The organism is Flavobacterium sp. RSB2_4_14 (assembly GCF_051547085.1).
Lineage (GTDB): Bacteria > Bacteroidota > Bacteroidia > Flavobacteriales > Flavobacteriaceae > Flavobacterium.
In genome coordinates this window covers 1,013,338-1,039,434 of the sequence record NZ_JBPTTL010000001.1, presented here as the reverse complement: position 1 = coordinate 1,039,434, position 26,097 = coordinate 1,013,338, and the positions used below count along the sequence as shown (strand labels likewise).

At 32.6% G+C, this 26,097-nt stretch carries 27 protein-coding genes; 18 read left to right on the top strand and 9 right to left on the bottom strand.

The genetic code is table 11. From position 1 onward, the window contains the following. Positions 1 to 94: 94 nt before the first annotated feature. From ACSVH2_RS04740 to ACSVH2_RS04700, 9 genes are all read left to right on the top strand, one after another. On the top strand, positions 95 to 715 hold the full coding sequence (locus ACSVH2_RS04740; RefSeq protein ID WP_438092003.1) for a hypothetical protein: 621 nt from the start codon (positions 95 to 97) through the stop codon (positions 713 to 715). Between the two features lie 197 nt (positions 716 to 912). Next, the gene (gene miaB, locus ACSVH2_RS04735; protein WP_438092002.1) at positions 913 to 2,361 is read left to right on the top strand and encodes a tRNA (N6-isopentenyl adenosine(37)-C2)-methylthiotransferase MiaB; all 1,449 of its coding nucleotides are present in this window, start codon (positions 913 to 915) and stop codon (positions 2,359 to 2,361) included. 30 nt (positions 2,362 to 2,391) lie between these two features. After that, the gene (locus ACSVH2_RS04730) at positions 2,392 to 3,654 is read left to right on the top strand and encodes a sigma-54 interaction domain-containing protein (RefSeq protein ID WP_438092001.1); all 1,263 of its coding nucleotides are present in this window, start codon (positions 2,392 to 2,394) and stop codon (positions 3,652 to 3,654) included. Positions 3,655 to 3,700: 46 nt separating this feature from the next. Then, on the top strand, positions 3,701 to 4,204 hold the full coding sequence (locus tag ACSVH2_RS04725) for an LptE family protein (RefSeq protein WP_438092000.1): 504 nt from the start codon (positions 3,701 to 3,703) through the stop codon (positions 4,202 to 4,204). Positions 4,205 to 4,213: 9 nt separating this feature from the next. Beyond that, the gene (locus ACSVH2_RS04720; protein WP_438091999.1) at positions 4,214 to 5,035 is read left to right on the top strand and encodes a tetratricopeptide repeat protein; all 822 of its coding nucleotides are present in this window, start codon (positions 4,214 to 4,216) and stop codon (positions 5,033 to 5,035) included. 12 nt (positions 5,036 to 5,047) lie between these two features. Then, positions 5,048 to 5,380: a preprotein translocase subunit SecG gene (secG, locus tag ACSVH2_RS04715; RefSeq protein ID WP_438091998.1), complete on the top strand. Its 333-nt coding sequence runs from the start codon at positions 5,048 to 5,050 to the stop codon at positions 5,378 to 5,380. A 138-nt stretch (positions 5,381 to 5,518) separates the two neighbouring features. After that, a complete protein-coding gene (locus ACSVH2_RS04710) occupies positions 5,519 to 5,794 on the top strand; it encodes a co-chaperone GroES (protein WP_438091997.1) in 276 nt (91 codons plus the stop codon). Between the two features lie 102 nt (positions 5,795 to 5,896). Continuing rightward, complete coding sequence (groL, locus tag ACSVH2_RS04705; RefSeq protein WP_438091996.1) at positions 5,897 to 7,528, top strand: chaperonin GroEL; 1,632 nt, start codon at positions 5,897 to 5,899, stop codon at positions 7,526 to 7,528. A 105-nt stretch (positions 7,529 to 7,633) separates the two neighbouring features. After that, positions 7,634 to 10,012, top strand: a complete 2,379-nt coding sequence (locus ACSVH2_RS04700) for a hypothetical protein (protein WP_438091995.1) — start codon at positions 7,634 to 7,636, stop codon at positions 10,010 to 10,012. A gap of 14 nt (positions 10,013 to 10,026) precedes the next feature. Here the strand turns inward: ACSVH2_RS04700 and ACSVH2_RS04695 are convergent, their stop codons facing one another. Beyond that, positions 10,027 to 10,716: a DedA family protein gene (locus tag ACSVH2_RS04695; RefSeq protein WP_438091994.1), complete on the bottom strand. Its 690-nt coding sequence runs from the start codon at positions 10,714 to 10,716 to the stop codon at positions 10,027 to 10,029. Positions 10,717 to 10,742: 26 nt separating this feature from the next. Here ACSVH2_RS04695 and ACSVH2_RS04690 point away from each other — a divergent pair, with 26 nt between their 5' ends. Further along, on the top strand, positions 10,743 to 10,886 hold the full coding sequence (locus ACSVH2_RS04690; RefSeq protein ID WP_438092262.1) for a hypothetical protein: 144 nt from the start codon (positions 10,743 to 10,745) through the stop codon (positions 10,884 to 10,886). Here the strand turns inward: ACSVH2_RS04690 and ACSVH2_RS04685 are convergent. The 7 genes from ACSVH2_RS04685 to xrtF all read right to left on the bottom strand — a co-directional run bounded on the left by ACSVH2_RS04685 (position 10,856) and on the right by xrtF (position 17,013). Further along, complete coding sequence (locus tag ACSVH2_RS04685; RefSeq protein WP_438091993.1) at positions 10,856 to 11,197, bottom strand: heavy-metal-associated domain-containing protein; 342 nt, start codon at positions 11,195 to 11,197, stop codon at positions 10,856 to 10,858. The genes ACSVH2_RS04690 and ACSVH2_RS04685 overlap by 31 nt on opposite strands. Before the next feature lie 35 nt (positions 11,198 to 11,232). Continuing rightward, positions 11,233 to 13,239, bottom strand: a complete 2,007-nt coding sequence (locus ACSVH2_RS04680; protein WP_438091992.1) for a TonB-dependent receptor plug domain-containing protein — start codon at positions 13,237 to 13,239, stop codon at positions 11,233 to 11,235. 78 nt (positions 13,240 to 13,317) lie between these two features. Next, complete coding sequence (locus tag ACSVH2_RS04675) at positions 13,318 to 13,731, bottom strand: HYC_CC_PP family protein (protein WP_438091991.1); 414 nt, start codon at positions 13,729 to 13,731, stop codon at positions 13,318 to 13,320. A 59-nt stretch (positions 13,732 to 13,790) separates the two neighbouring features. Then, the gene (locus ACSVH2_RS04670) at positions 13,791 to 15,146 is read right to left on the bottom strand and encodes an MBL fold metallo-hydrolase RNA specificity domain-containing protein (protein ID WP_438091990.1); all 1,356 of its coding nucleotides are present in this window, start codon (positions 15,144 to 15,146) and stop codon (positions 13,791 to 13,793) included. A 2-nt stretch (positions 15,147 to 15,148) separates the two neighbouring features. Beyond that, complete coding sequence (locus tag ACSVH2_RS04665; RefSeq protein WP_438091989.1) at positions 15,149 to 15,979, bottom strand: ATP cone domain-containing protein; 831 nt, start codon at positions 15,977 to 15,979, stop codon at positions 15,149 to 15,151. Positions 15,980 to 16,034: 55 nt separating this feature from the next. After that, positions 16,035 to 16,481: an exosortase F system-associated membrane protein gene (locus tag ACSVH2_RS04660; protein WP_438091988.1), complete on the bottom strand. Its 447-nt coding sequence runs from the start codon at positions 16,479 to 16,481 to the stop codon at positions 16,035 to 16,037. Further along, positions 16,456 to 17,013 (bottom strand): exosortase family protein XrtF, encoded by a 558-nt coding sequence (gene xrtF, locus ACSVH2_RS04655; RefSeq protein ID WP_438091987.1) that lies wholly within the window; start codon positions 17,011 to 17,013, stop codon positions 16,456 to 16,458. Before xrtF ends, ACSVH2_RS04660 begins: the two co-directional genes overlap by 26 nt. Positions 17,014 to 17,133: 120 nt before the next feature. Between xrtF and ACSVH2_RS04650 the strand changes: the two genes are divergently transcribed. The 6 genes from ACSVH2_RS04650 (at position 17,134) to rpe (ending at position 22,866) form a co-directional block, all read left to right on the top strand. Beyond that, complete coding sequence (locus tag ACSVH2_RS04650; RefSeq protein WP_438091986.1) at positions 17,134 to 17,589, top strand: GAF domain-containing protein; 456 nt, start codon at positions 17,134 to 17,136, stop codon at positions 17,587 to 17,589. 110 nt (positions 17,590 to 17,699) lie between these two features. After that, positions 17,700 to 17,969, top strand: a complete 270-nt coding sequence (gene rpsO, locus ACSVH2_RS04645; protein WP_162127217.1) for a 30S ribosomal protein S15 — start codon at positions 17,700 to 17,702, stop codon at positions 17,967 to 17,969. Positions 17,970 to 18,121: 152 nt separating this feature from the next. Then, on the top strand, positions 18,122 to 20,257 hold the full coding sequence (locus ACSVH2_RS04640) for a polyribonucleotide nucleotidyltransferase (RefSeq protein ID WP_438091985.1): 2,136 nt from the start codon (positions 18,122 to 18,124) through the stop codon (positions 20,255 to 20,257). A 157-nt stretch (positions 20,258 to 20,414) separates the two neighbouring features. Next, on the top strand, positions 20,415 to 21,095 hold the full coding sequence (locus ACSVH2_RS04635; protein WP_438091984.1) for a hypothetical protein: 681 nt from the start codon (positions 20,415 to 20,417) through the stop codon (positions 21,093 to 21,095). 128 nt (positions 21,096 to 21,223) lie between these two features. After that, positions 21,224 to 22,087: a sigma-70 family RNA polymerase sigma factor gene (locus ACSVH2_RS04630; RefSeq protein WP_026707723.1), complete on the top strand. Its 864-nt coding sequence runs from the start codon at positions 21,224 to 21,226 to the stop codon at positions 22,085 to 22,087. A gap of 119 nt (positions 22,088 to 22,206) precedes the next feature. Further along, on the top strand, positions 22,207 to 22,866 hold the full coding sequence (gene rpe, locus ACSVH2_RS04625) for a ribulose-phosphate 3-epimerase (protein WP_438091983.1): 660 nt from the start codon (positions 22,207 to 22,209) through the stop codon (positions 22,864 to 22,866). Positions 22,867 to 22,871: 5 nt separating this feature from the next. On the opposite strand, the gene ACSVH2_RS04620 is transcribed toward rpe, so the two are convergent. After that, entirely contained in the window at positions 22,872 to 23,870 is a 999-nt protein-coding gene (locus tag ACSVH2_RS04620) for a GntR family transcriptional regulator (RefSeq protein ID WP_438091982.1), read from the bottom strand. Positions 23,871 to 23,972: 102 nt separating this feature from the next. On the opposite strand from ACSVH2_RS04620, the gene ACSVH2_RS04615 reads away from it, so the two are divergent. Together ACSVH2_RS04615 and ACSVH2_RS04610 are read left to right on the top strand one after the other, a co-directional pair. Continuing rightward, positions 23,973 to 25,025 (top strand): aldose epimerase family protein, encoded by a 1,053-nt coding sequence (locus ACSVH2_RS04615; protein WP_438091981.1) that lies wholly within the window; start codon positions 23,973 to 23,975, stop codon positions 25,023 to 25,025. 9 nt (positions 25,026 to 25,034) lie between these two features. Continuing rightward, positions 25,035 to 26,096, top strand: coding sequence for a glycoside hydrolase family 53 protein (locus tag ACSVH2_RS04610; RefSeq protein WP_438091980.1), 1,062 nt, complete (start codon positions 25,035 to 25,037; stop codon positions 26,094 to 26,096). Position 26,097 lies beyond the last annotated feature (1 nt).

The following is a 26,097-nucleotide window of genomic DNA, read 5'->3' as shown; positions in this document are numbered from 1 at the left end:
GATGAATGACAATTGTTTTGTTTGAAAATTGAGCATAAAGAGATTACACAAGACTTGTTTATTTCAATTATATTTGAAAAAAAGAAATATAGAAATGAAAAATATCACTTTATTAATTTCACTTTATTTAATTGGAAATTTAAGCTATGGTCAATCGGTTGATAAATTAATTAACAGAAGTAATGATACAATTATTTTTGACAATAATATTCATAAAAAAGTTTATCAAATAAAGGTAGCTTACTCTCGACTTTCTGTTGATTTAATTGAATTTAATAATGGAGAATATAAAGGAACAGTTAATATAAATTTTGATACACAAATAAACGGGAAATGGGAAAAATTTGTTGGCAAAATTGATTTAGAATCAATTATTGTTGAAAAACTGATTTCAAAATTTTATGATATAGGCATTGAAAGCATAGAAGATTGCATAAAAAACAATGACTGTGCCTTTATATTAGATGGAGATGATACAAAAATTGAAATTTACACAAACTATCTACAGAAAAGTGTATCATTCAATAGTGTAACGCCTAAAGAGAAAATTATAAAAAACACTGCTTTAAATAGAAGACAGTGCATAAAAATAGTCAGATTTCTAGACAAAAAAATTAATTTAGAACAAAAATATATCCAAATGATGAGCAGATTACCTAAAGGTAAATACAGTTATTTTGAAAGTATTTCATTAGCAACATTCAATATTAAATAATTATTCTAACTTAATACAAAAATCCATTTTTAATTAATATTTCATAAGTTTAAGTGATTAGCTTCAAAATCTTTTGTTAAACCTCATCTGCCAACTTGTCATATTTTAGAATTTAGTATTATCTTTGCTGTCCGAATCCGAAGTTTCGGAGCGAGAAAGCGTAAAATAAATTAGATACTGAAATAAATTCAGCATAAATGGAAAAGGAAATTGACGAGAAGAAACAAGGTACTAGTCTTGTTTTGGAATACAAAAAAGAGAATACCAAGAAACTATTTATAGAAAGCTATGGCTGTGCGATGAATTTTTCGGACAGCGAGATTGTAGCATCTATCTTGACCAATCAAGGTTATAACACTACTCAAAATTTGGAAGAAGCCGACTTGGTTTTGGTTAACACGTGTTCTATCCGAGACAAGGCAGAGCAAACGGTGCGCAAGCGTCTAGAGAAATACAATGCGGTAAAACGTAGTATCAATCCTGGAATGAAAGTGGGTGTTTTGGGCTGCATGGCGGAACGATTGAAAGACCAGTTTTTGGAGCAAGAAAAAATTGTTGACATGGTGGTTGGTCCTGATGCTTACAAGGATTTGCCCAACTTGTTGAAAGAAGTGGAAGAAGGTAGAGATGCTATCAATGTGATTTTATCGAAAGACGAAACGTATGGCGATATTGCACCTGTCCGTTTGAATAGCAACGGTGTGAATGCGTTCGTTTCGATCACTCGTGGTTGCGATAATATGTGTACGTTTTGTGTGGTTCCGTTTACTCGTGGTAGAGAACGCAGTCGTGAACCGCAAAGTATTTTGGAAGAAATCAAAGATTTGTGGGATAGAGGTTTTAAAGAAGTTTGTCTTTTGGGACAAAACGTAGATAGTTACCTATGGTATGGCGGCGGTTTGAAGAAAGATTTTGTGAAAGCTACCGAAATGCAAAAAGCGACTGCTACTGATTTTGCTCAGTTATTAGAACAATGTGCGATTGCTTTTCCTAAAATGCGTTTTCGCTTTTCGACTTCTAATCCGCAGGATATGCACGAAGAAGTGCTGCATGTGATTGCTAAATATGATAATGTTTGTAATTATATCCATTTGCCGGTGCAAAGTGGAAGTACGAGAATATTAAAGGAAATGAATCGCCAACACACTCGTGAAGAGTACATGGCATTGATTGATAAAATAAAAAGAATTTTACCAGGTTGTTCTATTTCACAAGACTTGATTGCGGGTTTTCCAACAGAAACGGAGGAAGATCATCAAGACACGTTGAGTTTGATGGAATATGTGGAATATGATTTTGGTTATATGTTCTCGTATTCAGAACGTCCGGGCACTTTGGCAGCGAGAAAAATGGAAGATGATGTACCAGAAGTGGTGAAGAAAAGACGTTTGCAAGAGATTGTAGATTTACAACAAATACTAAGCGAAAAGAGAACCAAACGATTCTTGGGCGAAACGGTTGAAGTTTTAATTGAAAAAGAATCGAAGAAATCCAATCAACATTGGAGCGGAAGAAACTCTGAAAATGTGGTGACGGTTTTCCCAAAAGGAGATTATAAAGTTGGGGATTTTGTAATGGTAAAAGTAAATGATTGTACTACGGCAACTTTGATTGGAGAAGCGGTTGGGTATAGTGAGATGAATTAATAAAAGATACTGAAATAAATTCAGCATAAAATGGAATCAGTTCAAAACATAAAACAACGGTTTGAGATTATTGGGAATGACCCAAAACTCAATCGTGCCATAGAGAAAGCCATTCAGGTTGCTCCTACTGATATTTCGGTATTGGTTGTAGGTGAAAGTGGCGTTGGTAAAGAGAGTATTCCTAGAATTATACATTCGCTTTCGCATAGAAAACATGGAAAATACATTGCTGTAAACTGTGGCGCTATTCCCGAAGGCACAATTGACAGTGAACTTTTTGGTCACGAAAAAGGAGCATTTACAGGCGCTACCAATACTCGTGAAGGCTATTTTGAAGTAGCTGATGGTGGCACAATTTTTTTGGACGAAGTGGGCGAATTGCCTTTGACTACGCAAGTTCGTTTGCTACGTGTGTTAGAAAATGGAGAATTTATTAAAGTGGGTTCGTCTCAAGTACAAAAAACCAATGTAAGAATTGTAGCCGCAACCAATGTGAATTTGTTTGACGCGATTGAAAAAGGGAAATTCCGAGAAGATTTATACTATCGTTTGAGCACTGTGGATATTCCTATTCCACCACTGCGTGATAGAAAAGATGATATTCATTTGTTATTTCGAAAATTTGCTGCCGATTTTGCTCATAAATATAAAATGCCCCCGATAAAATTGAGCGACGATGCTATTGTCTTTTTACAAAAATACCGTTGGAGTGGCAATATACGTCAGTTGCGCAATGTAGCCGAACAGATTTCTGTTTTAGAAACCAATAGAGATATTTCCTTAGCCACTTTACAATCTTATCTTCCGGCGGAAGGCAGTAATTTGCCATCCGTTATTGGCGGAAAAAAATCGGAAAATGATTTTTCTACCGAAAGAGATATTTTATACAAAGTGCTTTTTGATATGAAAAGTGATTTGAATGATTTGAAAAAATTGACTTTGGAATTGATGAAAAACGGGACTAAAGTGCAAGACATTAATCCAAGTTTGATTCAAAAAGTATACGGTTCAAAAGAGACAGAAAGTGAAATTTCGTTTGAAGAGGAACCAAGGATGAATATAATACCTACTCAAAATCAATTGCAACAAGAGGAATTTGATGATGAGGAAAACCAAAATTATTTGGATGCAGAAACTATTGAAGAGGAAGAAGTATTGAAATTGGAACAAAAAGAAATTGAACTCATCAAGAAATCATTAGAACGACACAAAGGCAAGCGAAAAGCTGCAGCCGATGAACTTGGAATCTCTGAGCGAACACTTTATCGAAAAATTAAGCAGTTTGATTTGTAATATAAAAGACGAATGAAATTTGAAAAAGTATATCTTTGAAATCCAAATGAAAAACATAAAATACATTTTACTTATCCTCATTGCTTTAAGCATCAACAGTTGTTCTGTTTATAATTTTACAGGAACAGGAAAAATTGATGCTAAAACGTTTCAGGTGAATTATTTTCAAAACAATGCGGATTTGATAGAGCCTGGAATTGAAAGAACTTTTACGATAAAACTTCAGGAAATTATTCAGAATCAAACCAACTTGAATTTGACCAGTTCCAATGGCGATTTACTTTATGAAGGCGAAATTACGGATTATAGAATTACACCGATGACCGCCACTGCTGATCAAAGAGCGGCACAAAACAGATTAACCATTAGAGTAAATGTCCGGTTTAGCAATAAGAATAAAGAAGAAGATAATTTTGAAAAATCATTTTCATTCTTCTTTGATTATGATGCAACATCACAATTAACTGGGTCAAAATTAACAGAAGCTTTGGATGTGATTTTTGAAAGAATTACACAAGATGTTTTCAATGAATCATTAGCAAAATGGTAGATTTATAAAATGAACTTAACTGATTATACTTATTTACTTAACAAACCCGACACTATCAACGATAGACATGCTGAAACATTGGATACTGTTTTGAATGCATTTCCCTATTTGCAAAGTGCTCGTGTTTTGAAGTTAAAACACCTGTATAATCAAGACAGTTTTCATTATAATCAAGCACTGAAAGTTACCGCTGCTTATACTACCGACAGAAGTATTTTGTTTGATTTTATCACTTCAGATACTTTTGTTTCGGTTCAAAAAGGGTTGTATGAAAAAAAGCTAGAAGAGTTAATGAACATGAGTGTTATAGGCAGTGAAGAAGTAATTGTTGCATACAAACCAGCAATTGATCCTTTGGAACAGTCGATTTTAACCTCCATTAAGGAAGCCACAACTTCAGAGGAGCAAAAAGTTTCTGAAAAATTAGCCATTGGCAAACCTTTAGAGTTTTCAAAAAATGAAAAACATTCATTTCAAGAATGGTTACAATTATCACGATTAAAACCAATTGACAGAGAAAATTCAAAGAAGGAAACTCCATCAGTTGATCATGATAAAATGAAAAAACTGGATTTAATTGATAAATTTATTGAAAATAATCCTAAAATTTCTCCCATTACAAAAGATGCCACTGTTCCTATAATTGAACCAATAGCCGATGATACCAGTTATTTGATGACAGAAACCTTGGCTAGAGTTTATTTAGAACAAAAAAAATATTCAAAAGCCATTCAAGCTTATGAAATATTAATTTTGAAATATCCAGAAAAAAGTAGTTTCTTTGCAGACCGAATTTCGGATATTAAAATTTTACAACAAAATAATAATTAATTACAATTCATCATGTTTACAATTTTTTTAGTATTAATAACAATCGTTTGTTTTTTATTGATAATCGCAGTTATGGTTCAAAACCCTAAAGGTGGCGGTTTATCTTCTTCATTAGGTGGATCACAAATGCTAGGTGGTGTTCAAAAAACTACTGATTTTTTAGACAGAAGTACTTGGGTATTAGCTACAGCATTAATCCTTTTGATTTTATTATCAAGTCTGAGTTTTCCTAGTATGACTGGACAATCAGATTCAAAAGTAATCGACCAAACAGAAACTCTTGCTCCAAAAAGCACTACCACAAAATCAACTCCGGCTAAACCAGTTGAGACGCCAAAAAAATAACTAAGAGACATAATAAATATTCAATGCCAGCGCTGACATGCTGGCATTTTTTTTAGGAAAAAATGTCAGTTTTATTGACTTGGCACAATTTCTGAAAAAACAAAAGCATTCATTCAAATAAAATAAAAATATATAATTATGGCATTAAACATTAAACCTCTTTCAGACAGAGTAATCGTGGAACCAGCAGCTGCCGAAACTCAAACTGCTTCTGGAATAATAATTCCAGATACCGCTAAAGAAAAACCACAAAAAGGAACTGTTGTAGCGGTAGGAAACGGTAAAAAAGATGAACCAATGACTGTGAAAATTGGTGACACTGTCCTTTATGGAAAATATGCTGGAACCGATTTGAAATTCGATGGAAAAGATTATTTAATCATGCGCGAAGACGATATTTTAGCAATAATCTAAAATTTGTTTCAGGTTTCAAGTTTCAGGTTTTATCCCTAAAAACAACTTTAAAAAAAACAACTTTAAACGTTAAACAAAATAACTTTAAACAAAAAAATTAAAATGGCAAAAGACATAAAATTCGATATTGAAGCTCGCGACGGTTTAAAACGTGGTGTAGACGCTTTAGCAAATGCAGTAAAAGTAACCCTTGGACCAAAAGGAAGAAATGTAATTATATCAAAATCATTTGGTGGACCAACCGTTACAAAAGACGGTGTTACTGTAGCAAAAGAAATAGAATTGAAAGATGCACTAGAAAACATGGGTGCACAAATGGTAAAAGAAGTAGCTTCAAAAACCAATGATTTAGCTGGTGATGGAACTACAACTGCAACCGTTTTAGCGCAGGCAATTGTGAAAGAAGGATTGAAAAACGTTGCAGCTGGAGCCAACCCAATGGATTTAAAACGTGGGATTGACAAAGCAGTTGAAGCTATCGTTGCTGACCTTGGAAAACAAGCTCAAGTAGTAGGAAGTGACTCTGAAAAAATTAAACAAATTGCTTCCATTTCTGCTAATAATGATGAAGTAATTGGTGAACTTATTGCTACAGCTTTTGGAAAAGTAGGCAAAGAAGGTGTAATCACTGTTGAAGAAGCAAAAGGAACAGATACCTATGTAGATGTTGTAGAAGGAATGCAATTTGATAGAGGTTATTTATCTCCATACTTTGTGACAAATCCAGAGAAAATGGAAGTGGAATTAGAAAGACCTTATATATTATTGTACGATAAAAAAGTATCTTCTTTAAAAGAATTATTACCTGTTTTAGAGCCAGTAGCACAATCAGGAAAACCATTATTGATTATTGCAGAAGATGTTGATGGCGAAGCTTTATCAACTTTGGTGGTAAACAAATTACGAGGTGCTTTGAAAATTGCAGCGGTTAAAGCTCCAGGATTTGGAGACAGAAGAAAAGCCATGTTAGAAGATATAGCTATCTTAACTGGTGGAACTGTTATTGCGGAAGAAAGTGGTTACACACTAGAAAATGCTACTTTAGAAATGCTTGGAACAGCAGAAAAAGTTACTATTGACAAAGATAATACAACCCTTGTAAATGGTGCTGGAGATGCTTACATGATTAAAAATCGTGTGAACCAAATAAAAGGTCAAATGGAAACTACAACTTCTGATTATGACAAAGAAAAATTGCAAGAACGTTTGGCTAAATTAGCTGGTGGTGTTGCTGTTCTTTATGTTGGTGCTGCTTCTGAAGTAGAAATGAAAGAGAAAAAAGATAGAGTTGACGATGCGTTACACGCCACTCGTGCTGCCGTTGAAGAAGGAATAGTTGCTGGTGGTGGTGTTGCACTTCTTAGAGCTAAAAATGTATTGACCAGTCTAAAATCAGAAAATGCAGATGAAGCTACAGGAATTCAAATAGTTTCTCGTGCGGTGGAATCTCCATTAAGAACTATTGTTGAAAATGCAGGTTTAGAAGGTTCTGTAGTGGTAGCAAAAGTTACTGAAGGAAAAGGAAACTTTGGTTACAATGCCAAAACAGACGAATATGTTGACATGTTAAAAGCTGGTATCATAGATCCTAAAAAAGTAACTCGTGTAGCACTTGAAAACGCTGCATCAGTGGCTGGAATGATTTTAACTACTGAATGTGCTTTAGTTGAAATTAAAGAAGAAAACGCTGGTGGTGGAATGCCAATGGGCGGTGGAATGCCAGGAATGATGTAATTTAATATCTAATAAATACTATAAAAATGCTTCAATTTCTTGAAGCATTTTTTTGTTTTAAACAAAAATATTTTTTTGATGTCATTTTTTTATTACTTTTATTTCATGGATAGAAAAAAAGATTTCATCACTGCCTTACTTGTACTTTGCAGCTTTTCAGTGTTTTCTCAAACAGACACTAATGATAGTGCAAAAAAAGAAATTCAAAACAAACTTACCTCCTATTTTTCATTAGAAAGAGAGAATATAAATCTACATCTTAACAAAACCACATTTTTAACAAATGAAACTATTTGGTTTAAAGGATATGTCGTTAATAGAAAAACGCACCAGCCCTTTTTCAACACCACAAATGTTTTTGCCATATTGTATGATGACAAAGGAGTTAAAATTTTTGAAAAATTACTTTTTGTCAGTAACGGAACTTTTACTGGGAAGTTTGAGCTCAATGAAAAACTTCATTCAGGCAATTATTTCATTCACGTTTACACCAATTGGATGAATAATTTCATTGAAGATGAGTCAACCATACAAAAAATCAATGTCATTAATTCAGCAGAAGGAGCATTGACAGAAAACCAAAATCCAGATAAAGAAACGCTCGAATTAAAATTACATCCTGAAGGCGGAAGTTTAATTAAAGGAATTACAAATGTTGTTGGCATAAAATTATCCGATTGTTCTGGAAAAACAGTTAGTAATACCGAAGTTCAAATACAAAATAATAACGGTGATATTTTGCAAACTGTAAAATTAAACCCGTTTGGTTTTGGAAGATTTGAAATTGTACCTGACAATACTTTAATTAAAGCCGTTTGCAATTTTGATACTAAAAAAATTGAAACCATTTTACAAACTTCCACAAAAACGGGGATATCACTAGAAATAAATAGTTTCACCTTTCTCGATAAAACGATTTTTAAGGTTAAAACTAATTTGGAAAGCATTCCTATTATAGAAAACAAAACCATTTATCTTCTAGTCAATCAAGATGATAAAAATTTAATTTTCCCTTTGAAATTAAATAGTCAAAATTTGGAACAAGTCGTTTCGATTTTAAATGAAAATCTATATGAAGGAATTAATACCATTAGAATAATAGACAATGAGTTAAATCAATGGTGTGAGAGAGCTATCTATATATATCCTAAAAAAGACAAACCTATAAGTTTACTGTTTAATTCTAAAAAAAATGGTAAAGTAAAAATGGTTGGTTATTCTGAATATGCTAATGCTAATCTAAGTATTGCTGTTTTACCCGAAGAAACCAAAGCGCAAGAAATAGAAAACAATCTTTTATATTCCTCCACCATATTTCCCTATTTAAAAGACCCATTTAATGAAGTTAATTATTATTTTACTGAACCATCAAGAAAACAATTTTATGAATTAGATTTGGCTTTACTAAACCAAAGCAAACCCAAATATGAATGGAAAAACATCGTTTCAAATCCACCAAAATCCAACTATAGTTTTGACATTGGTTTAACGATAAAAGGGACTATCAATCAAGAACTAAAAAACAAAGAGGCATATAAAGTCAGGTTATATTCTATCAAAGATTTAATTTTAGTATTGTCTGAAGTGAATGAAAAAAATGAATATGCGTTTGAAAATATAGCAATACCCGACTCTACTGTTGTTGAATTGTCTTTGCTAAAATCCCCAGAAATGAATGCGGTTTCAACCAACTTTGTAACGCAAGTTTACAATAGAAACAGACCATATACAAAGCCCTTTTTGGTGCCTTTCGGTGATTGTAAAAAACTTCAAGATAATGTTTATTCTGATCTGTATGATTTGCCAAAATTTAATGGTGAAATTATCAATCTAAAAGATGTAATTGTCAAATCCAAACCAAAAAGAGTTTTGGTAAATGAAAATAAATTTGGAAATTCCTATTTGCGAGGTTATAAAATAGACGAAAACGACACTTCTAGTTTATTAGGATTTATAGAACAAAATGGGTTTAACGTAAGCAGAACTGCTACTGGTGACGTTTCAATAACTTCAAGACAAATAACATCCTTTTCTGGACCAAGAGCTACTCCAGAAGTATATCTTGATGAAAGAGTCTTATTCTCGTTTGCAGAACTGGATATGATGGACATGACTGAAATTGACGAAATTTATATCAATGCTAATGCCATTGTTCCATCAACTAGAAACAAACAAGGAATTATAAAAATCTACCGGAGAAAAAATTTCACCGCCAAGTCAGTTTCAAAATCAGTTCCTTTTTTAATAAAAGACGGCTTTGAAAATATTTCAAGTTTTACAAATAGCGATTATGAAAATTTTGCTAGTAAAGGATTTGAAAATTTTGGAATTGTTGACTGGCGTCAAACAATACTAACAGATGAAAAAGGAAATTTTTTATTTGAATTTCAAGATGCGAATATAAAAAAATACAAAGTCATCATTCAGGGATTTACCATAAACGGTGAATTAATTAATAAAGAATTCAAAATCTCTATAGATTAATTAAATGTATGTTTTTATTCTTCCCCTTCAGTTTTTGGATGCTTCTTAATCATTTTCAAAAAGACAGGCAAAGTTGATATGAATATTATTCCAATAACTATTTTTTCGATATGATGTTTTAAATCAATATCATATTTATCAAGGAACATCCCATACAAATAATGTCCAGAAAAAATTAACACAAAAGACCAAAGAAAAGAACTTACGATGTTGTAGAACATGAATTTCTTTTTGTCCATTGTTACAATTCCAGCAACAATAGGTGCAAAAGTTCTGACAATAGGCAAGAAACGAGCAAAAATAATGGCTTTCCCACCAAATCTTTCGAAGAAATCCTTGGACTGAATTAAGTACTTTTTCTTAAACCAAAAGCTGTCTTCTTTTTTATATAAGTAATAACCACTTTTAGCTCCAAACCAATAACCCATCATATTCCCAAGAATTCCAGCAAGTGCAACTAGAGTTGACAATAGCACTACATTGACCAAATCACTCTCGATGAAAGTGAAATTTTCGATTAAACTACGGCTATAAATGCCTGCTAAAAAAAGTAAACTGTCACCCGGAAGAAAGAAACCTGCGAACAATCCTGTTTCGGCAAAAACTATAAACAGTACTATCCAAAGTCCAATTTTTACTCCACCAACAGACATTGTTATGTAAAACTCTGGATTTAGCAATTGCAACCAATCAAAATCATTCATGCATTTTATAATTAAATTGTGTAAAAATCGAGCGTGAAATTAATCAAAAAAAAATGATTTTTGACTTTTATATAAAAACAATTTTCGCCTTGAGTAAAAAAGAAAAACTCCCAAAAAATTACTTTTGGGAGTTCATAAATTATTTTCTTTCGTATTTGCAACAGCCATGAAGATTATCATAAACCTCTTGAGTAGTTTTGACTTCTTCGGTATCGTGACCAACTTTGGCAATGGCTTTTTTAACATCTAGCAACGAACATTTTTCCTCATTGATAATTACTACCATTTGATGTGTTTCAACATTCCAAGTCGCTGATTTGACACCGCTAACAGAAAAAGCCGCTTTCTGAATTCGCTTTTGACATTGTTCACAGTTGCCATTTACTTCGAACTCATATTTAGCATTTTTACTTTTTTGTTCTTGCGCTTGAGTTGAAAAGGCGAAGAACAGTAACATCATTCCTAAAATTGTATTTTTCATATTTTCTATTTTTTTATTGTTATTTAAATTGATTTCTATTTTATTTTAAATCGCAATCCAGCATAATACATTTGACCAAAAATTGGCGCATACACTATAGAAGTATCAAAAGTTGGACCAAATGGGTTGTCACTTCCCAAAACCGCTTTATCTTGACGATAATTTCCAATATTCTCTCCACCAATATACATTTCAAAAGTACTAGAAAAAGTTCGAGTAATTTGCGCATTCATAACGGCAAATGATGGTGAAAATTCAGGAAGTCTATCTTGCTCAGGATTACTAGCTGTATTGGGTAATTGTTGTTTTCCAAGCCAATTCAAAGTGTAATCAAATTTCCATTGTTTCCCTTTTTCTTTTATATGTGTTTCATATTCTATATTTCCAAAGAAACGATGCTTGGCTTGCAAAGGTCTTTGAAAACTTCCCGAAAGGTAATCTGTTGAAATATCATAGTATTTATAAGCAGTTCTCAAATTCAAATGTTTGATAATTTCTAAATTAAAATCGAGTTGCAAACTGTTGGCAAATGATTTTCCTTTTAAATCATAAAACAAAACTTGTTGCGGAGAGTTCATAACATCTACAACAGCTTGATTTTGGAAATCGGTTCGATAAAAATCAAATCCTACATCAGCACTTTTACCAAACAACATAAAGTTTTGAGTAAAACTCAGCCCATAATTCCATGCAATCTCTGGATTTAAACCATATATTTTTCCATCAGTGTCTAGCACTGAAAAAACTCTTGAACTCGCAAAAAGATTTTGATTTTCGGCAAAAATATTGGCAGCGCGTTTTCCTCTTCCGGCAGAAAATCGAATGACTGATTTATCCCAAGGATTATATTTCACATGCAATCTTGGCGTAAAAAATACCCCTAACCTATTGTGATAATCCAATCTTCCACCTAATATATAACTGAATTTATCGTCGTCGTCAAAGGTATATTCAAAAAAAGCACCGACAGAATTGTCAATTCTACTAACATCAGTAAGGTTTACAAACTCCGCATATTTATCATATGTAAAATTCAATCCAGTGGCAAACTTATGCATCGTATTGCTGATTATAGAATTGAAAATCAAATTCGAATAAAAACTTTGTTGCTTGATATCGTATTGGTTTAATCCAAAATACGATTGCTGATTATGACTGGTAAAAGCGTTTTGAAAACCAATGCTTTGATAGGGCATGTCTTTGAAAACATAACCTACTTTTGAGGTGAAATCCAATCGTTCCGTATTGATTTCTGAACCCCAATAATTGGTTGTCAGTTTATCGCTGTCGGGATCAAAATTGAGTTCTCCTGTTTGCTTCTCATCATTCATAAATCGGAGATTTAAAAATGAAACCCAACCTGTTTCAGGATTAGAATATTGCCAACGATTGACAATATTGAATTGTTTTCCCAACGGATTATCCATAAATCCATCGTCGTTCATGTCATTTTTGGCCACACGCGCATTACCATGAACAAACAAACTTGTTGCCCAATAATCGGAAACTTGCTTGTTGAAATGTGTATTCAATTCAAATCTACTTCCTGAGTCGCCATAAGCATTCAAGAAAAACGGAATGTCTTTCATCGGTTTTATTAATTCCGTATTGATTTGGCCTGAAATGCTTTCGTAACCATTAACAACGCTTCCTGCGCCTTTGGTAATTTGGATACTTTCCACCCAAGTTCCTGGTGTAAAAGACAATCCATAAGCTTGTGAAGCGCCACGAACCGAAGGTATGTTTTCTTCGGTTATCATAATATAAGGACTAGTTAGTCCAAGCATTTTTATTTGTTTGGTTCCAGTCAGAGCATCCGAAAAATTTACATCAATCGATGGATTGGTTTCAAAACTTTCGGCTAGATTACAACAGGCAGCTTTGAGTAATTCTTTGCTTGTTACAACCGTTGTATTGGCTGTTCCTGAAAGTGATTTTTTTATTCCTTTTTTGTTGGCTTTTACTTTTACTTCTTCTAATTTTTCTTGTGAAAAAGCAATTGTACAAAACAGCAATGTTAGAAATAACAGTGTTTTTTTCATTTTAAAAGATTTTAAATTTAATTATTGCAATTAAATTCCTCTAAGGGTTAGAGAAACTGAAATAAATTCAGTTTAAAATCAGGAGTAAAAAGTATATTGGCAGTAGAGTTTGTAAAGCGGTGGTGCATTTGATTGACAATAAAATGCCACTTTTTCATTTGAAAAATGCTGAGTTTCAATTTCAGCAAATAGTTGGTTTCTATAGTCAGAGAAATAAACTGGTTCAAAGTCAAGAGAAATGGTCTTGATGATGACTTGTTCGGCTTTACTTTTTAAGTTAATTTTTTTATCAGAACAACAACCTTTATTAGCAGTTTCTTGTTTTGCACAACAGGTTTTTTCAACCTTTATTGGCATTTGACAAACTTCTTCTTGAGAAAAAACAGAAGAAACAGCCGCAATTTTTCCGCCACAATAATGAACACTAAAAGCTAATCCCGAATTGGAAACCAATACGAGTAAAGCGATTAAAAAACTTATGTGCTTTTTCAAAATCATGTTGCAAAGTTACTTATAATATTGAACCAAAAACTTAAAATAGTATTAAAACTTTACAAATCAATCTCTTGTCCCATCAATGGAACGGCACAATCATACCCATATTTTTCATGAATTTTGATGCGCAATTCGTCTGCAGATTGATTTTCGCCATGCACTAAAAATACTTTTTCCGGTTTGTTTTCTAATTCAGAAAGCCAATTTAATAAATCATTTTGATCACCGTGAGCAGACAAACCTTCTATTTCTCGAATTTTGGCTAAAACAGGATAATATTTTCCGTAAATTTTAAGCTCTGTTGCGCCTTCGAGTAATTTTCTACCACGTGTTCCTTCGGCTTGATATCCTACAATGATAACTGTGGTTTCAGGCAAACCTATATAGCGTTCTAAATAACTCAACACTCTTCCGCCAGTAATCATTCCGCTAGCAGCGATAACTACTTTGGGTTGTTTGTCATAAATGGTTTCAATCGTTTCTTGATACTCTGAATTCATGGTAAACATTTGACACATTTCGGTACACTCTTCCAAGGAAAGTTTATGCCATTTTTTGTTATTAGTAAAAATATCCAATACGCTTATTCCCATTGGAGTATCAATTACATAAGGAATATTTGGAATTCTTTCTTCTTTTTTCAGTTGCCAAAGTAAAAACATAATAGTTTGTGCTCTTTCTACAGCAAAGCTAGGAATGATAACAGTTCCTTCATTTTGAAATGTATTGTTGATGTATGTTTCGAGCAATAATTTTACATCTTCATCAGGGTGAATTCGATTGCCATAAGTGCTTTCCAGAAAAATATAATCGGCTTTTTTTGGTTTTACTGGAGCATACATAAGCACATCGTCATCGCGACCAATATCTCCTGAGAAAACTAATGTTTTATTTTCCAATTTTAGTTCAATAGAACAAGCACCAATAATATGTCCCGCATTAAAAAATCGAGCGGAAATTTCAGCATCCAAAGCCACTTCGTCATTTGTCTTTACAACTCTAAATAATGGGAAAACTCTTTCTGCTTGAGCAACATCATATAATGGTTCGGCTTTTTCATGTTTTGAAAAACGATCTTTGTTCGCACGCTCGGCTTCTTCTTCTTGAATTTTGGCACTATCCAATAAAATCAATTTGGCTATAGCTGCTGTTGGACTAGTACAATAAATTTTCCCTTCAAAACCTTGGTTTACCAATCTTGGCAACCAACCACAATGGTCTAGATGTCCGTGAGTCAGCAATACAAAATCGATGGTTGACGGTAAAATTGGCAATGGTTCCCAATTGAGTTCACGTAAAGGTTTTATTCCTTGAAACTGTCCGCAATCTATCAGTATTCTAACGCCATTGCTTTCTACCAAAGTTTTTGAACCTGTTACAGTTCCTGCTCCACCTAAGAATTTAATTTTCATTTTTATATGTATTTACAAAGCTCTGAGGCTTCTTTTAAAACATTTTTTATTCTGTTTGGACTTAATCCAATTTTTTCTAGAGTTTCCGGAGTATCCAAAATTTCTCTAACCAAAATGATATCAAGCACCATAAGTTTATCTTTTTCAGAAATAGTTAATGTTGTCAAACACGTAATTGGATACAATTGATTATTGTCAATTTTTTTACTCAAACTATTTTTTTCAGGATAATCCCAACTCAATAATTTTAATCCAGAACATTTAGCAAATAGTATTGCATCTGATGTAAACCTATTATTGGTTACAATCCAACATCCCAAAATTTTATCATTTTTAGTATAAATGAGATGACTTCTATCTTTCAAATCATTAAATCTCGACAAAATATACATGGGTACTTTCACATCAGAATTAGCATCCTTTCCCGAATGGAATTTGCATTCTACCATTTCTATAACATTGTTCTTCATGATGGCAACATCAACTTCGTGTCCCACACATTTACCTGATAAGAAAAGATTGGTTTGCGCCAAATAATCTTCGGAAATGAACAACCTGGCGATAAACTTTTCAAAAAAGAAACCAGCTGGACCGAGAAGCTGAATGGCAGCACGTAAATTGTACCGCGCTGCATGAGAATTAGAAGATTTTTTTAATAATGCAAAGGCTAACTTGTAAATTTTTTTGGTAGAAATACCTTCGTAAATTTGACTTTCGATATTTTTCAAAACTTCCTCAACAATCATTTTGTTGGCACCAGATTTCAGCAAAGAATTTTTAAGCTTGTCTCGATTGAAATCAACGATATTTCCTGAATGCTTTACTATTTTCATGATAAACCAAATTATATTTTAGTTTTAGAACATAAGTAAAGTTACGAAAAAAAGGTCATTTCTTCGTTTGTTTCTGATAATAAAAAGCGGGTATGAAAAGGAGAATGAATATTGGCTGAATAATAAATCTTCTGATGTAGAATAAGGTCATTTTATTTTCTTCTCCAAAAAAAGTGAGTACAAAAATGAAACTTATCATCAACACCGAACCCAAAATCATGTAAAGCAAAATAGAGAATTTGACAATTTTGGTGTCTTTAAAAATTACATACAATAGAAACAATGAAATCACCGAATTGAGATAAAAGCGCATTCCCAAACTAAAAAATAATTTGAAAATGTTTATTTCTGGAAAGGGTAAATGGGAATACTCACTTTTGAAATAATTCAAAAACGGATCATAAAATAACGTGTCTTCAAAAACTCTTATCAAAACCAAGAGCAATAGTAAAAACAACGACCAAAATAATTTTTGCTTATTTTTCAGCAATACTTGTAGCATAATTTGAATATTTATTAACCCATAGAATCCATAATAAAAAAACAACTCCATAAATCACCAATGGAAAAATAACACCGTGTAAAATATGTTCCATTTCAGGAAAATGATATAATGCTATACATAACAAGGCAATCCGAGTAATATTCAAAACATGGATTACTATACTTCCCAAGGCAATAAAAATAATCGTGTTTTTAAATTTTCCAGTAAATGCTAGTGTAAAAGCAATAAATAAAATAATAACACTTAGGGCATTACATCCTTCAATTATTCGTGAAATGTATGTATTGTGATAGAACATTTTTACACTTGGTTCTTTGAGATGAGGCATGGTGTATGATTGCGAGTCGAACCAAGACAATACAGTTTCGGTTTGATTTGCCACTAATTGTGTAAAAGTATCGACCTCATTTTTTGAAGTATCAAACCGATTCAAATAGGATTGATAAACAATGGTTAGCAATAAATAACTCAATACAAATTTCCCAAGAAAAAGCAAAAATGGTTTGTATTGCACCAACAAATTTTTCAAAGTGTAATTTTTAACAAATTTATATAAAATAAAAAAAGCGCAGTCCTTACTTTTGCATAAAATTGAAATTGAACAGAGATTGCACAGTTTTGCACAAATTAATCGCCTAAAAATCAAATTATGAATTTCGAAAGCTTAAAACCTCAAGTGATAACTATTCTATCTGAAACAAATACTGAAAGAGATATTAAATTAAAAAATCTATGCAAATTCTTATCTGACAACGTTGCCTACTATAATTGGGTTGGTTTTTATTTTGCCAATCACGAAAATAAAACGTTGCATCTTGGACCATATGTTGGCGCCGAAACAGATCACACGGTTATTCCTTTTGGGAAAGGTATTTGCGGACAAGTAGCGGAGTCCAATGCCAATTTTGTAGTTCCCGATGTTGCAGCACAAGATAATTATATCGCTTGTAGCTTTACTGTTAAGTCTGAAATCGTTGTTCCATTGTTCGTAAACGGAATTAACATTGGACAGATTGATATTGATAGCCATGTACTTGACCCATTCACCGAATTGGATGAACGATTTTTAGAATTTGTAAATGAGGAAGTTGCAAAATTATTTTAATCGTAAAAATAATTCCAATATCGTGTTTTATATATCGTATTTTTTTCTACATTTGCACACGAATTAAGAAAATCTTGATTTATACATAATAATCATTAAATAATATTAGCATGTACTTAACTAATGAAGTTAAAGCAGAAATCTTCGCTAAACACGGAGGAAAAGCAGAAAACACAGGATCTGCAGAAGGACAAATCGCATTGTTCACATTTAGAATATCTCACTTAACTGAGCACTTGAAAAAAAATCGTCATGATTACAACACAGAGCGTTCGTTGGTACTTTTGGTAGGTAAAAGAAGAAGTCTTCTAGACTATTTAAAGAAAAAAGATATCAATAGATATCGTGAGATTATTAAAGAATTAGGTATTAGAAAATAATACATATTTAAAGAGGTGCGAAAGTGCCTCTTTTTGTTTTTAAACGTTTTTATAAAAAAAGTTTAGTTTTTCATTGGAATACAACAACTACAACAACACAACTATTCTGTCGACAGGCAGGCAAACCAATGTAAAATTAAAAAAGGAAATTTATGATTCCACAATTATTTGTAGAAAGTATCGATTTAGGTGATGGCAGAAGCATCACAATCGAGACAGGACGATTAGCAAAACAAGCTGACGGTTCTGTAGTAGTTAGAATTGGAAATACTGTTATTTTAGGAACAGTAGTATCCGCAAGAAAAGCAAGTCCAGGTATCGATTTTTTACCCTTAACGGTAGATTATCGCGAAAAATTTGCAGCATCAGGACGTTTTCCTGGTGGTTTCTTCAAAAGAGAAGCGCGTCCAAGTGATAGCGAAGTGTTAACCATGAGATTAGTTGACCGAGTATTGCGTCCGCTTTTCCCAAATGATTATCATGCAGAAGTTCAAGTGATGATCCAATTAATGTCACATGATGATAATGTTATGCCAGATGCATTAGCAGGATTAGCCGCTTCGGCAGCATTGGCTTTATCTGATATTCCATTTGAAACTTTAATTTCAGAAGCCAGAGTTGGAAGAATTGATGGAAAATTCATCATCAATCCATCTCGTGCACAATTAGAATTGTCTGATATTGACATGATGATTGGTGCTTCAACAGACTCTATCGCCATGGTAGAAGGAGAAATGAAAGAAATTTCAGAAGCTGAAATGGTTGAAGCCATTAAATTTGCTCACGAACATATTAAAGTACAAATTGCTGCTCAAGAAAGATTAGCGGCAGCTTTTGGAAAAAAAGAAGTTCGTACTTATGAACAAGAAAAAGAAGACGAAGCTATTTACGCTAAAGTAAAAGCAGGGGCTTATGATAAAATTTATGCTATTGCTAGTAAAGGTTCTGCTAAACATGAACGTTCTGCTGCATTTGACGCTGTAAAAGAAGAAGTAAAAGCGTTATTCACAGAAGAAGAATTAGCAGAAAATGGAGATTTAGTTTCTAAATATTTCTATAAAGTCAACAAAGAAGCAGTTCGTAATGTAACTTTAGATTTAGGAATACGTCTTGATGGAAGAAAAACTAATGAAATTCGTCCTATTTGGAGTGAAGTAAATTATTTACCATCAGTTCACGGTTCTGCTTTGTTTACTCGTGGAGAAACACAAGCATTGGCAACAGCCACTTTAGGAACTTCTAGAGAAGCTAACCAAATTGATTCACCATCAGAACAAGGAGAAGAAAAATTCTATTTACACTATAATTTTCCACCATTTTCAACAGGAGAAGCTCGTCCGTTAAGAGGAACTTCAAGAAGAGAAGTTGGTCACGGAAACTTGGCTCAACGTGCATTGAAAAACATGATACCTACTGATTGTCCTTATACCATTCGTGTGGTTTCTGAAGTTTTAGAATCAAATGGTTCTTCTTCAATGGCTACGGTTTGCGCTGGAACATTATCATTAATGGATGCTGGTATTCAAATGATTAGACCAGTTTCTGGAATTGCAATGGGATTAATTACTGATGGCGATCGTTTTGCTGTATTGTCTGATATCTTAGGTGATGAAGATCATTTAGGAGATATGGATTTCAAAGTAACTGGAACTTCTGAAGGAATTACAGCTTGTCAAATGGATATCAAAATTGATGGATTGAAATATGAAATCATGGAACAAGCTTTGGCTCAAGCACGTGATGGCCGTTTGCATATTTTAGGAAAAATATTAGAAACACTTCCAAAACCAAATGCAGATGTTAAAGTTCATGCTCCAAAAATTATCATGCGTACCATTCCTGGAAACTTTATTGGTGCATTAATTGGACCTGGTGGTAAAGTAATTCAAGAATTACAAAAAGCTACTGGTTGTACAATTGTAATTAACGAAGTTGACGAACAAGGTGTTGTTGAAATCCTTGGAACTGATCCAGATGGAATTGCAGCTGTTTTAGCAAAAATTGACTCTATCATTTTCAAACCACAAGTTGGCGAGTCGTATGAAGTTAAAGTAATTAAAATGCTTGATTTTGGAGCGGTTGTAGAATATACTGATGCTCCAGGAAACGAAGTATTGCTTCACGTTTCTGAGCTAGCTTGGGAAAGAACAGAAAATGTATCCGATGTTGTAAAAATGGGCGATGTGTTTATGGTAAAATATTTAGGTATTGACCCAAAAACAAGAAAAGAAAAAGTGTCTAAAAAAGCACTTTTACCAAGACCTCCAAGAGAAGAGAAAAAAGAGTAATTACTTTTTTTTAATTAATAAAGAACCCCAACTTGAGCAATTGAGTTGGGGTTTTTATGTGTTAATAATCGATTATTTTAACATTTAAACGAAAATAAACAAATCGATAAAAAGTATTTATTAAATTTATTATCAATAACTTAAAATATATAATATTATGAAAAAACTATTTTTAACATTAATTATTGGAGTTTTAACTTTTTCATGTTCAAGTGATGACTCATCAGGAACTAGCTTATCAAACACACCAGAAGCAAAACCTGCTTATGATAACAGTAATTTTGGTATTTACAAAGGAGTATTTGTCGGCTCATCAGGAACCATTTTAATCAACATCAATAATGAGGGAGAAATTTTCGCAGAACTTGTTATTGACGGAAATAGTGCTACTTACACTACAACAGAGACAGTAACTGAAGGTTCAGCGATAAATGGTTTAACATTTACCAATGGAAGTTCCTCATTTGACTTTTATGTAGATTCTAATGGAGATTTTGCAGAAGTTTATAACATTTCAATTAGCGGACATCCTAATGCAAATATTTATGTTATAAAAGAGTACTCTGATGCATTAGTTGAGTGCTTTAAAGGAACCTTTAATGGAGATGACTCAGGCGTTTTTAATTTGATTATTTCAGATGGTGAAATTTATGGTTTAGCAAAACCAAATAGTTCATCAGACTCTGTAGAGTTATATGGTTTAGTATTAAGTAACTCTATAAGTGGTAGTTTTGAAGGAGGATCATTTACTGGGTCACGCAACAACAACAGCATCAGTGGAAATTGGGAAAATTCATTTTCAGAAAGCGGCAATTGGTCAGGTAGTCGAAAATTATAATATTAATTAAACCAACTATAAACCTTGATAATTAAGTTATCAAGGTTTTTTTATGTAGATTTTGTAACTTTTTACCAATTCAATACGTACAATCACCTGAACGCTTTAAAGTAAAGGAGACAAAATAAATGAGACAACTTAAAATCACCAAGCAGGTAACTAATCGTGAAACTGCTTCCTTAGACAAGTACCTTCAAGAAATTGGAAAAGTAGATTTAATTACTGCCGATGAAGAAGTTGAATTAGCACAGAAAATTAAAGCTGGAGACCAAAGAGCTTTAGAAAAATTGACTAAAGCAAATTTGCGTTTCGTGGTTTCAGTAGCAAAACAATACCAAAACCAAGGTTTAACACTTCCCGATTTGATTAACGAAGGAAACTTAGGGTTGATAAAAGCAGCGCAACGTTTTGATGAAACGCGTGGTTTTAAATTTATATCTTATGCCGTTTGGTGGATTCGTCAATCTATTCTTCAGGCTTTAGCTGAGCAATCTCGTATTGTTCGTTTGCCTTTGAATAAAATTGGCTCTATCAATAAAATCAACAAAATGTATGCTTTATTAGAGCAATCTAATGAAAGACCACCAAGTGCTGAAGAAATTGCCAAAGAGTTGGACATGACTGTAAATGATGTAAAAGAGAGCATGAAAAACTCTGGTCGTCACTTATCAATGGATGCACCACTAGTTGAAGGAGAAGATTCAAACTTATATGACGTTTTACGTTCTGGCGAATCTCCAAATCCAGATAGAGAATTAATCCATGAATCTTTGCGTACCGAAATTGAGCGTTCATTAGAAACTTTAACACCAAGAGAAGCTGATGTAGTTCGTTTGTATTTTGGTTTAGGCGATCAACATCCAATGACATTAGAAGAAATTGGAGAAACTTTCGATTTAACTCGTGAGCGTGTGCGTCAAATTAAAGAAAAAGCAATCCGTAGATTAAAACATACTTCTAGAAGTAAAATTTTAAAAACATATTTAGGTTAATCCTAAAACCGTTAACAACAGTCTGATTAACTGTTCGTTTTTTGATTGATGATTGAAACTCCGGCTGATTACCGGAGTTTTGTTTTTTATAATTATCTTTGCCAAAACATCACAAATACATGAAAAATACTTTAATTGCACCATCTGTTCTTGCAGCCGACTTTGCTAATCTGCAAAGAGATATTGAAATGATTAACAACAGTGAAGCTGATTGGTTTCACATTGACATCATGGATGGTGTTTTTGTTCCCAACATATCTTTTGGAATGCCTGTCTTAGAAGCTATTGCTAAACATGCTAAAAAAACTATTGATGTTCACCTAATGATTGTTGACCCAGATCGATATATAAAAACTTTTGCTGCTTTAGGCGCTAATAACTTGACCGTTCATTACGAGGCGTGCAATCATTTGCATAGAACTTTACAAGCTATAAAAGCAGAAGGAATGAAAGCTGGAGTAGCACTAAATCCTCATACAAACATTCATTTATTAGAAGATATTATTAACGATATTGATTTGGTGTGTTTAATGAGTGTAAATCCAGGATTTGGTGGACAGTCATTTATTGAAAACACCTATTCCAAAATTGAAAAACTAAAAGAGCTTATCATCAGAAAAAATGCTTCAACTTTAATTGAAATTGATGGAGGTGTGACAAGCAAAAACGCAAAACAACTTACTCAATATGGCGCAGATGTTTTGGTAGCTGGGAATTTTGTCTTCAAATCTGAAAATCCAATAGAAACCATTGCTGATTTGAAGAAATTAACTTCATAGCCTATTTACAAGGAGTTTCTAATGATTAATTTACTGTAATTTCGAATTTGTGATTTCGAATTAGCATTAACCATTTCTGCTAAAATTTTTCCCATTTCATTAAAATCAGTTGAAATAGTTGTGATTCCATTTTCAACAACTTTTTTTAATGAAGTATCATTATAAGAAATAATTCCATAGTCGATTCCCAATTTTAATTTTTGCCTTTTTGACTGTTCTATAACATTAACCAAGTGCCTATCACTTGGAATTATAAATAAATCTCCTTTTTTAATTTCATTCCTTTCAAAGCTTGAAATTATGGTGTTTTTAAAATTATTTTCACTACAAAATTTTCTAAATCCTCTTACCATTCCTATTGGTTCTTTATCTCCAGGAAAGATTAGTATTAGTTCATCATATTTTTCTAATTTACCTTTTCCGAAAAGCAAAGCATCATACATATCCGTCTCAAAATCTTGATGAATGGAAGGATATCCACTTAATGCATTGTTTGTTTGGTCTAAAATATAAGTGTTGTTGAGTGGTAATGATTTAATTATTTCCGAAGTACCTTCAAGATTAGATGGCATTATTATGTAATTGGAATAATTTCCTATACTCTCGTTTACCAGTTTTTTAAACATCTCTAAATTAAAATGATGAAAAAAAATATCCGTCTGAAAATTTTTATTGACATGTTCTATAAACGAATTATACAAATCTTCTTTAAAGGCATTCAGCTCATCAAATAATAAAAATATTCTTTGTTCCAAAGTAAATTCTACACTCTTCACATAATATCCTTTTCCCAAAACAGCATAAATAATACCTCGCTTCTTCAATTCATCATAAGCTATTAGAACGGTATCGCGAGATATAGAAAATTCCAAACTCACTTTGTTAACAGATGGTAACTTATCCCCAATTTTAAGTCTTTTTTCAGCAATTGCCATTTCTACAGACAGAACTATCTGTTTGTATTTTGGCTGATTTGAATAGGTATTGATATTTATTATTTTCATTGAAAAATAGTAACTGGTGGTAAGTTACAAAAAAACTGGTAGGTAGTGGTATGGTAACATGATATAAAAATATAATTTCGTTATCAAATCGATAAAAAAACGATGGATAAAAATCATTTTCTACAAATTGAACCCACAATAATTAAGAAATCATTCGGTTTTATGCCTGATGGCAATGAGATATTCTGCTATACATTATCGAATAAAAACGGAATGGAATTGAGCGTAATTAATTATGGTACAACCATCACTTCTTTAAAAATCCCCATTTCGGATGAAAAAAAAATAGATGTGGTTTTGGGTTTTAAAAAATTAGAAGATTATATCAATTCATTTAATTTACCGAGTGCTCCTTATTTTGGAAGTGTTGTTGGAAGATATGCTGGACGAATCAATGACGCTTCTTTCATTCTTAATGGTAAAAAAATAGTACTAACGAAAAACCATAATTCTCATCAACTACATGGTGGCTTAATGGGTTTTGGAAGAAAATTTTGGAAAGTTATAGCTTCTACTTCTGTTGACAATCCTTCCATTACTTTAGAATATACAAGTAAAAATAAGGAGGAAAATTTTCCAGGTGAAGTGATAGTAAAAGTTACTTATACAATAACAGAAGCCAATGAACTTATGGTTTCCTTTTTAGCAACCACATCAGAAGACACCATTATTAATTTAACACAACACAGTTATTTCAATCTTGATGGTCATGATAATACTATTGGCAATCAAGAATTATTCGTGAATTCTTCAAAGATTTTAAATACAACTGAAGAAAATATACCAACGGGCGAATTTATTGCTTTAAAAAAGCATCCTTTTGATTTTAAAATTCAAAAAAAATGTCCTCAAAAAATTGATACTACATTTATTTTAGAAAACACTAATACTTTGGCAGCATCACTCTTTAGTGAAAAGAATAAACTAAAAATGTCTGTTTTTACCAACCAACCTGCTGTTCACATCTATATTGGCGGAAATTGTTTTAATCAAATAAAAGGAAAAGAAAACACCGAGTATCATCCATTTAGTGGCATTTGTTTTGAAACGCAAAATTTTCCTGACGCACCAAATCATATGCATTTTCCTAATGCAATTTTGAAAAAAGGAGAAGAATATTTACATCAGACAATATTTAAATTTGAAAATTTATAATTAGGCAATATGAAAAAAATATACTTTATTCTTAGCACAATAGTGATACTATCTTGTTCCTCAGAAAATAATTCTGAGTCAACACAAGATGATTTTATCAGAGGTGCAGACATGTCCTATTTACCATTAATTGAAAGTGAAGGTACTTTTTACAAACACAATGGCATCACAGAAAATGCCTTGACCACTTTAAAAAATGCTGGCTGTAATACCATAAGAATACGCCTTTGGAAAAATCCATCCGATGGGCATTCAGGATTAGCTGAAGTAAAAGCTTTAGCAATTCGTGCAAAAAATGCTGGAATGAAGGTTTGGTTAACAGTTCATTATTCAGACACTTGGGCTGATCCTGCCAACCAAACCAAACCAATGGAATGGGAAAGTTTGAATTTTAACGATTTAAAAACTGCAGTTGCTACATATACTACAACTATAATCAATGAAATTCATCCTGACATTATTCAAATAGGAAATGAAACCAACGACGGTATGCTTTGGCCAGAAGGAAAATTAACTACAAACGAATCGCAATATCTTCAATTGGTTCAAAGCGCAACGTCAACCATTAGGGCAATTTCTCCAACTACTAAAATCATGTTGCATTATGCAGGAATTGGAAGTGGTGCGACTTGGTATTTCAATAAAATGAGTTCCATTGATTATGATTATATCGGTATATCCTACTATCCTGTTTGGCATGGAAAAATTTTAGCCGATGTCACTTCCACTATAAATTCTTTAAGTCAAACATTCAATAAAAAAGTACTTATTGCAGAAACCGCTTATCCATTTACTTTAGATTGGAACGATTGGACTAATAATATTATTGGACTGAACAATCAATTAATTCCGTCTTATCCAGCTACAAGTGATGGTCAAAAAAATTACTTATTAGCAATAAAAGCACTTCTAAAACAAACCACAAACGGAATTGGCTTTTGTTATTGGGGTTCAGAGTGGGTAGCATTCAGAGGAATACAATCTACTAACGGTTCTTCGTGGGAGAATCAAGCATTGTGGGATTTTAATACTAATGCACTTCCAGTAATGGATGCATTTAGCGAAAATTAAT

Bases quoted from the DNA above. Each gene is read 5' to 3' on its own strand.
- ACSVH2_RS04740 (WP_438092003.1), top strand. From the start codon at position 95: ATGAAAAATATCACTTTATTAATTTCACTTTATTTAATTGGAAATTTA.
- miaB (WP_438092002.1), top strand. From the start codon at position 913: ATGGAAAAGGAAATTGACGAGAAGAAACAAGGTACTAGTCTTGTTTTG.
- ACSVH2_RS04730 (WP_438092001.1), top strand. From the start codon at position 2,392: ATGGAATCAGTTCAAAACATAAAACAACGGTTTGAGATTATTGGGAAT.
- ACSVH2_RS04725 (WP_438092000.1), top strand. From the start codon at position 3,701: ATGAAAAACATAAAATACATTTTACTTATCCTCATTGCTTTAAGCATC.
- ACSVH2_RS04720 (WP_438091999.1), top strand. From the start codon at position 4,214: ATGAACTTAACTGATTATACTTATTTACTTAACAAACCCGACACTATC.
- secG (WP_438091998.1), top strand. From the start codon at position 5,048: ATGTTTACAATTTTTTTAGTATTAATAACAATCGTTTGTTTTTTATTG.
- ACSVH2_RS04710 (WP_438091997.1), top strand. From the start codon at position 5,519: ATGGCATTAAACATTAAACCTCTTTCAGACAGAGTAATCGTGGAACCA.
- groL (WP_438091996.1), top strand. From the start codon at position 5,897: ATGGCAAAAGACATAAAATTCGATATTGAAGCTCGCGACGGTTTAAAA.
- ACSVH2_RS04700 (WP_438091995.1), top strand. From the start codon at position 7,634: ATGGATAGAAAAAAAGATTTCATCACTGCCTTACTTGTACTTTGCAGC.
- ACSVH2_RS04695 (WP_438091994.1), bottom strand. From the start codon at position 10,716: ATGAATGATTTTGATTGGTTGCAATTGCTAAATCCAGAGTTTTACATA.
- ACSVH2_RS04685 (WP_438091993.1), bottom strand. From the start codon at position 11,197: ATGAAAAATACAATTTTAGGAATGATGTTACTGTTCTTCGCCTTTTCA.
- ACSVH2_RS04680 (WP_438091992.1), bottom strand. From the start codon at position 13,239: ATGAAAAAAACACTGTTATTTCTAACATTGCTGTTTTGTACAATTGCT.
- ACSVH2_RS04670 (WP_438091990.1), bottom strand. From the start codon at position 15,146: ATGAAAATTAAATTCTTAGGTGGAGCAGGAACTGTAACAGGTTCAAAA.
- ACSVH2_RS04665 (WP_438091989.1), bottom strand. From the start codon at position 15,979: ATGAAAATAGTAAAGCATTCAGGAAATATCGTTGATTTCAATCGAGAC.
- ACSVH2_RS04660 (WP_438091988.1), bottom strand. From the start codon at position 16,481: ATGCTACAAGTATTGCTGAAAAATAAGCAAAAATTATTTTGGTCGTTG.
- ACSVH2_RS04650 (WP_438091986.1), top strand. From the start codon at position 17,134: ATGAATTTCGAAAGCTTAAAACCTCAAGTGATAACTATTCTATCTGAA.
- rpsO (WP_162127217.1), top strand. From the start codon at position 17,700: ATGTACTTAACTAATGAAGTTAAAGCAGAAATCTTCGCTAAACACGGA.
- ACSVH2_RS04640 (WP_438091985.1), top strand. From the start codon at position 18,122: ATGATTCCACAATTATTTGTAGAAAGTATCGATTTAGGTGATGGCAGA.
- ACSVH2_RS04635 (WP_438091984.1), top strand. From the start codon at position 20,415: ATGAAAAAACTATTTTTAACATTAATTATTGGAGTTTTAACTTTTTCA.
- ACSVH2_RS04630 (WP_026707723.1), top strand. From the start codon at position 21,224: ATGAGACAACTTAAAATCACCAAGCAGGTAACTAATCGTGAAACTGCT.
- rpe (WP_438091983.1), top strand. From the start codon at position 22,207: ATGAAAAATACTTTAATTGCACCATCTGTTCTTGCAGCCGACTTTGCT.
- ACSVH2_RS04620 (WP_438091982.1), bottom strand. From the start codon at position 23,870: ATGAAAATAATAAATATCAATACCTATTCAAATCAGCCAAAATACAAA.
- ACSVH2_RS04615 (WP_438091981.1), top strand. From the start codon at position 23,973: ATGGATAAAAATCATTTTCTACAAATTGAACCCACAATAATTAAGAAA.
- ACSVH2_RS04610 (WP_438091980.1), top strand. From the start codon at position 25,035: ATGAAAAAAATATACTTTATTCTTAGCACAATAGTGATACTATCTTGT.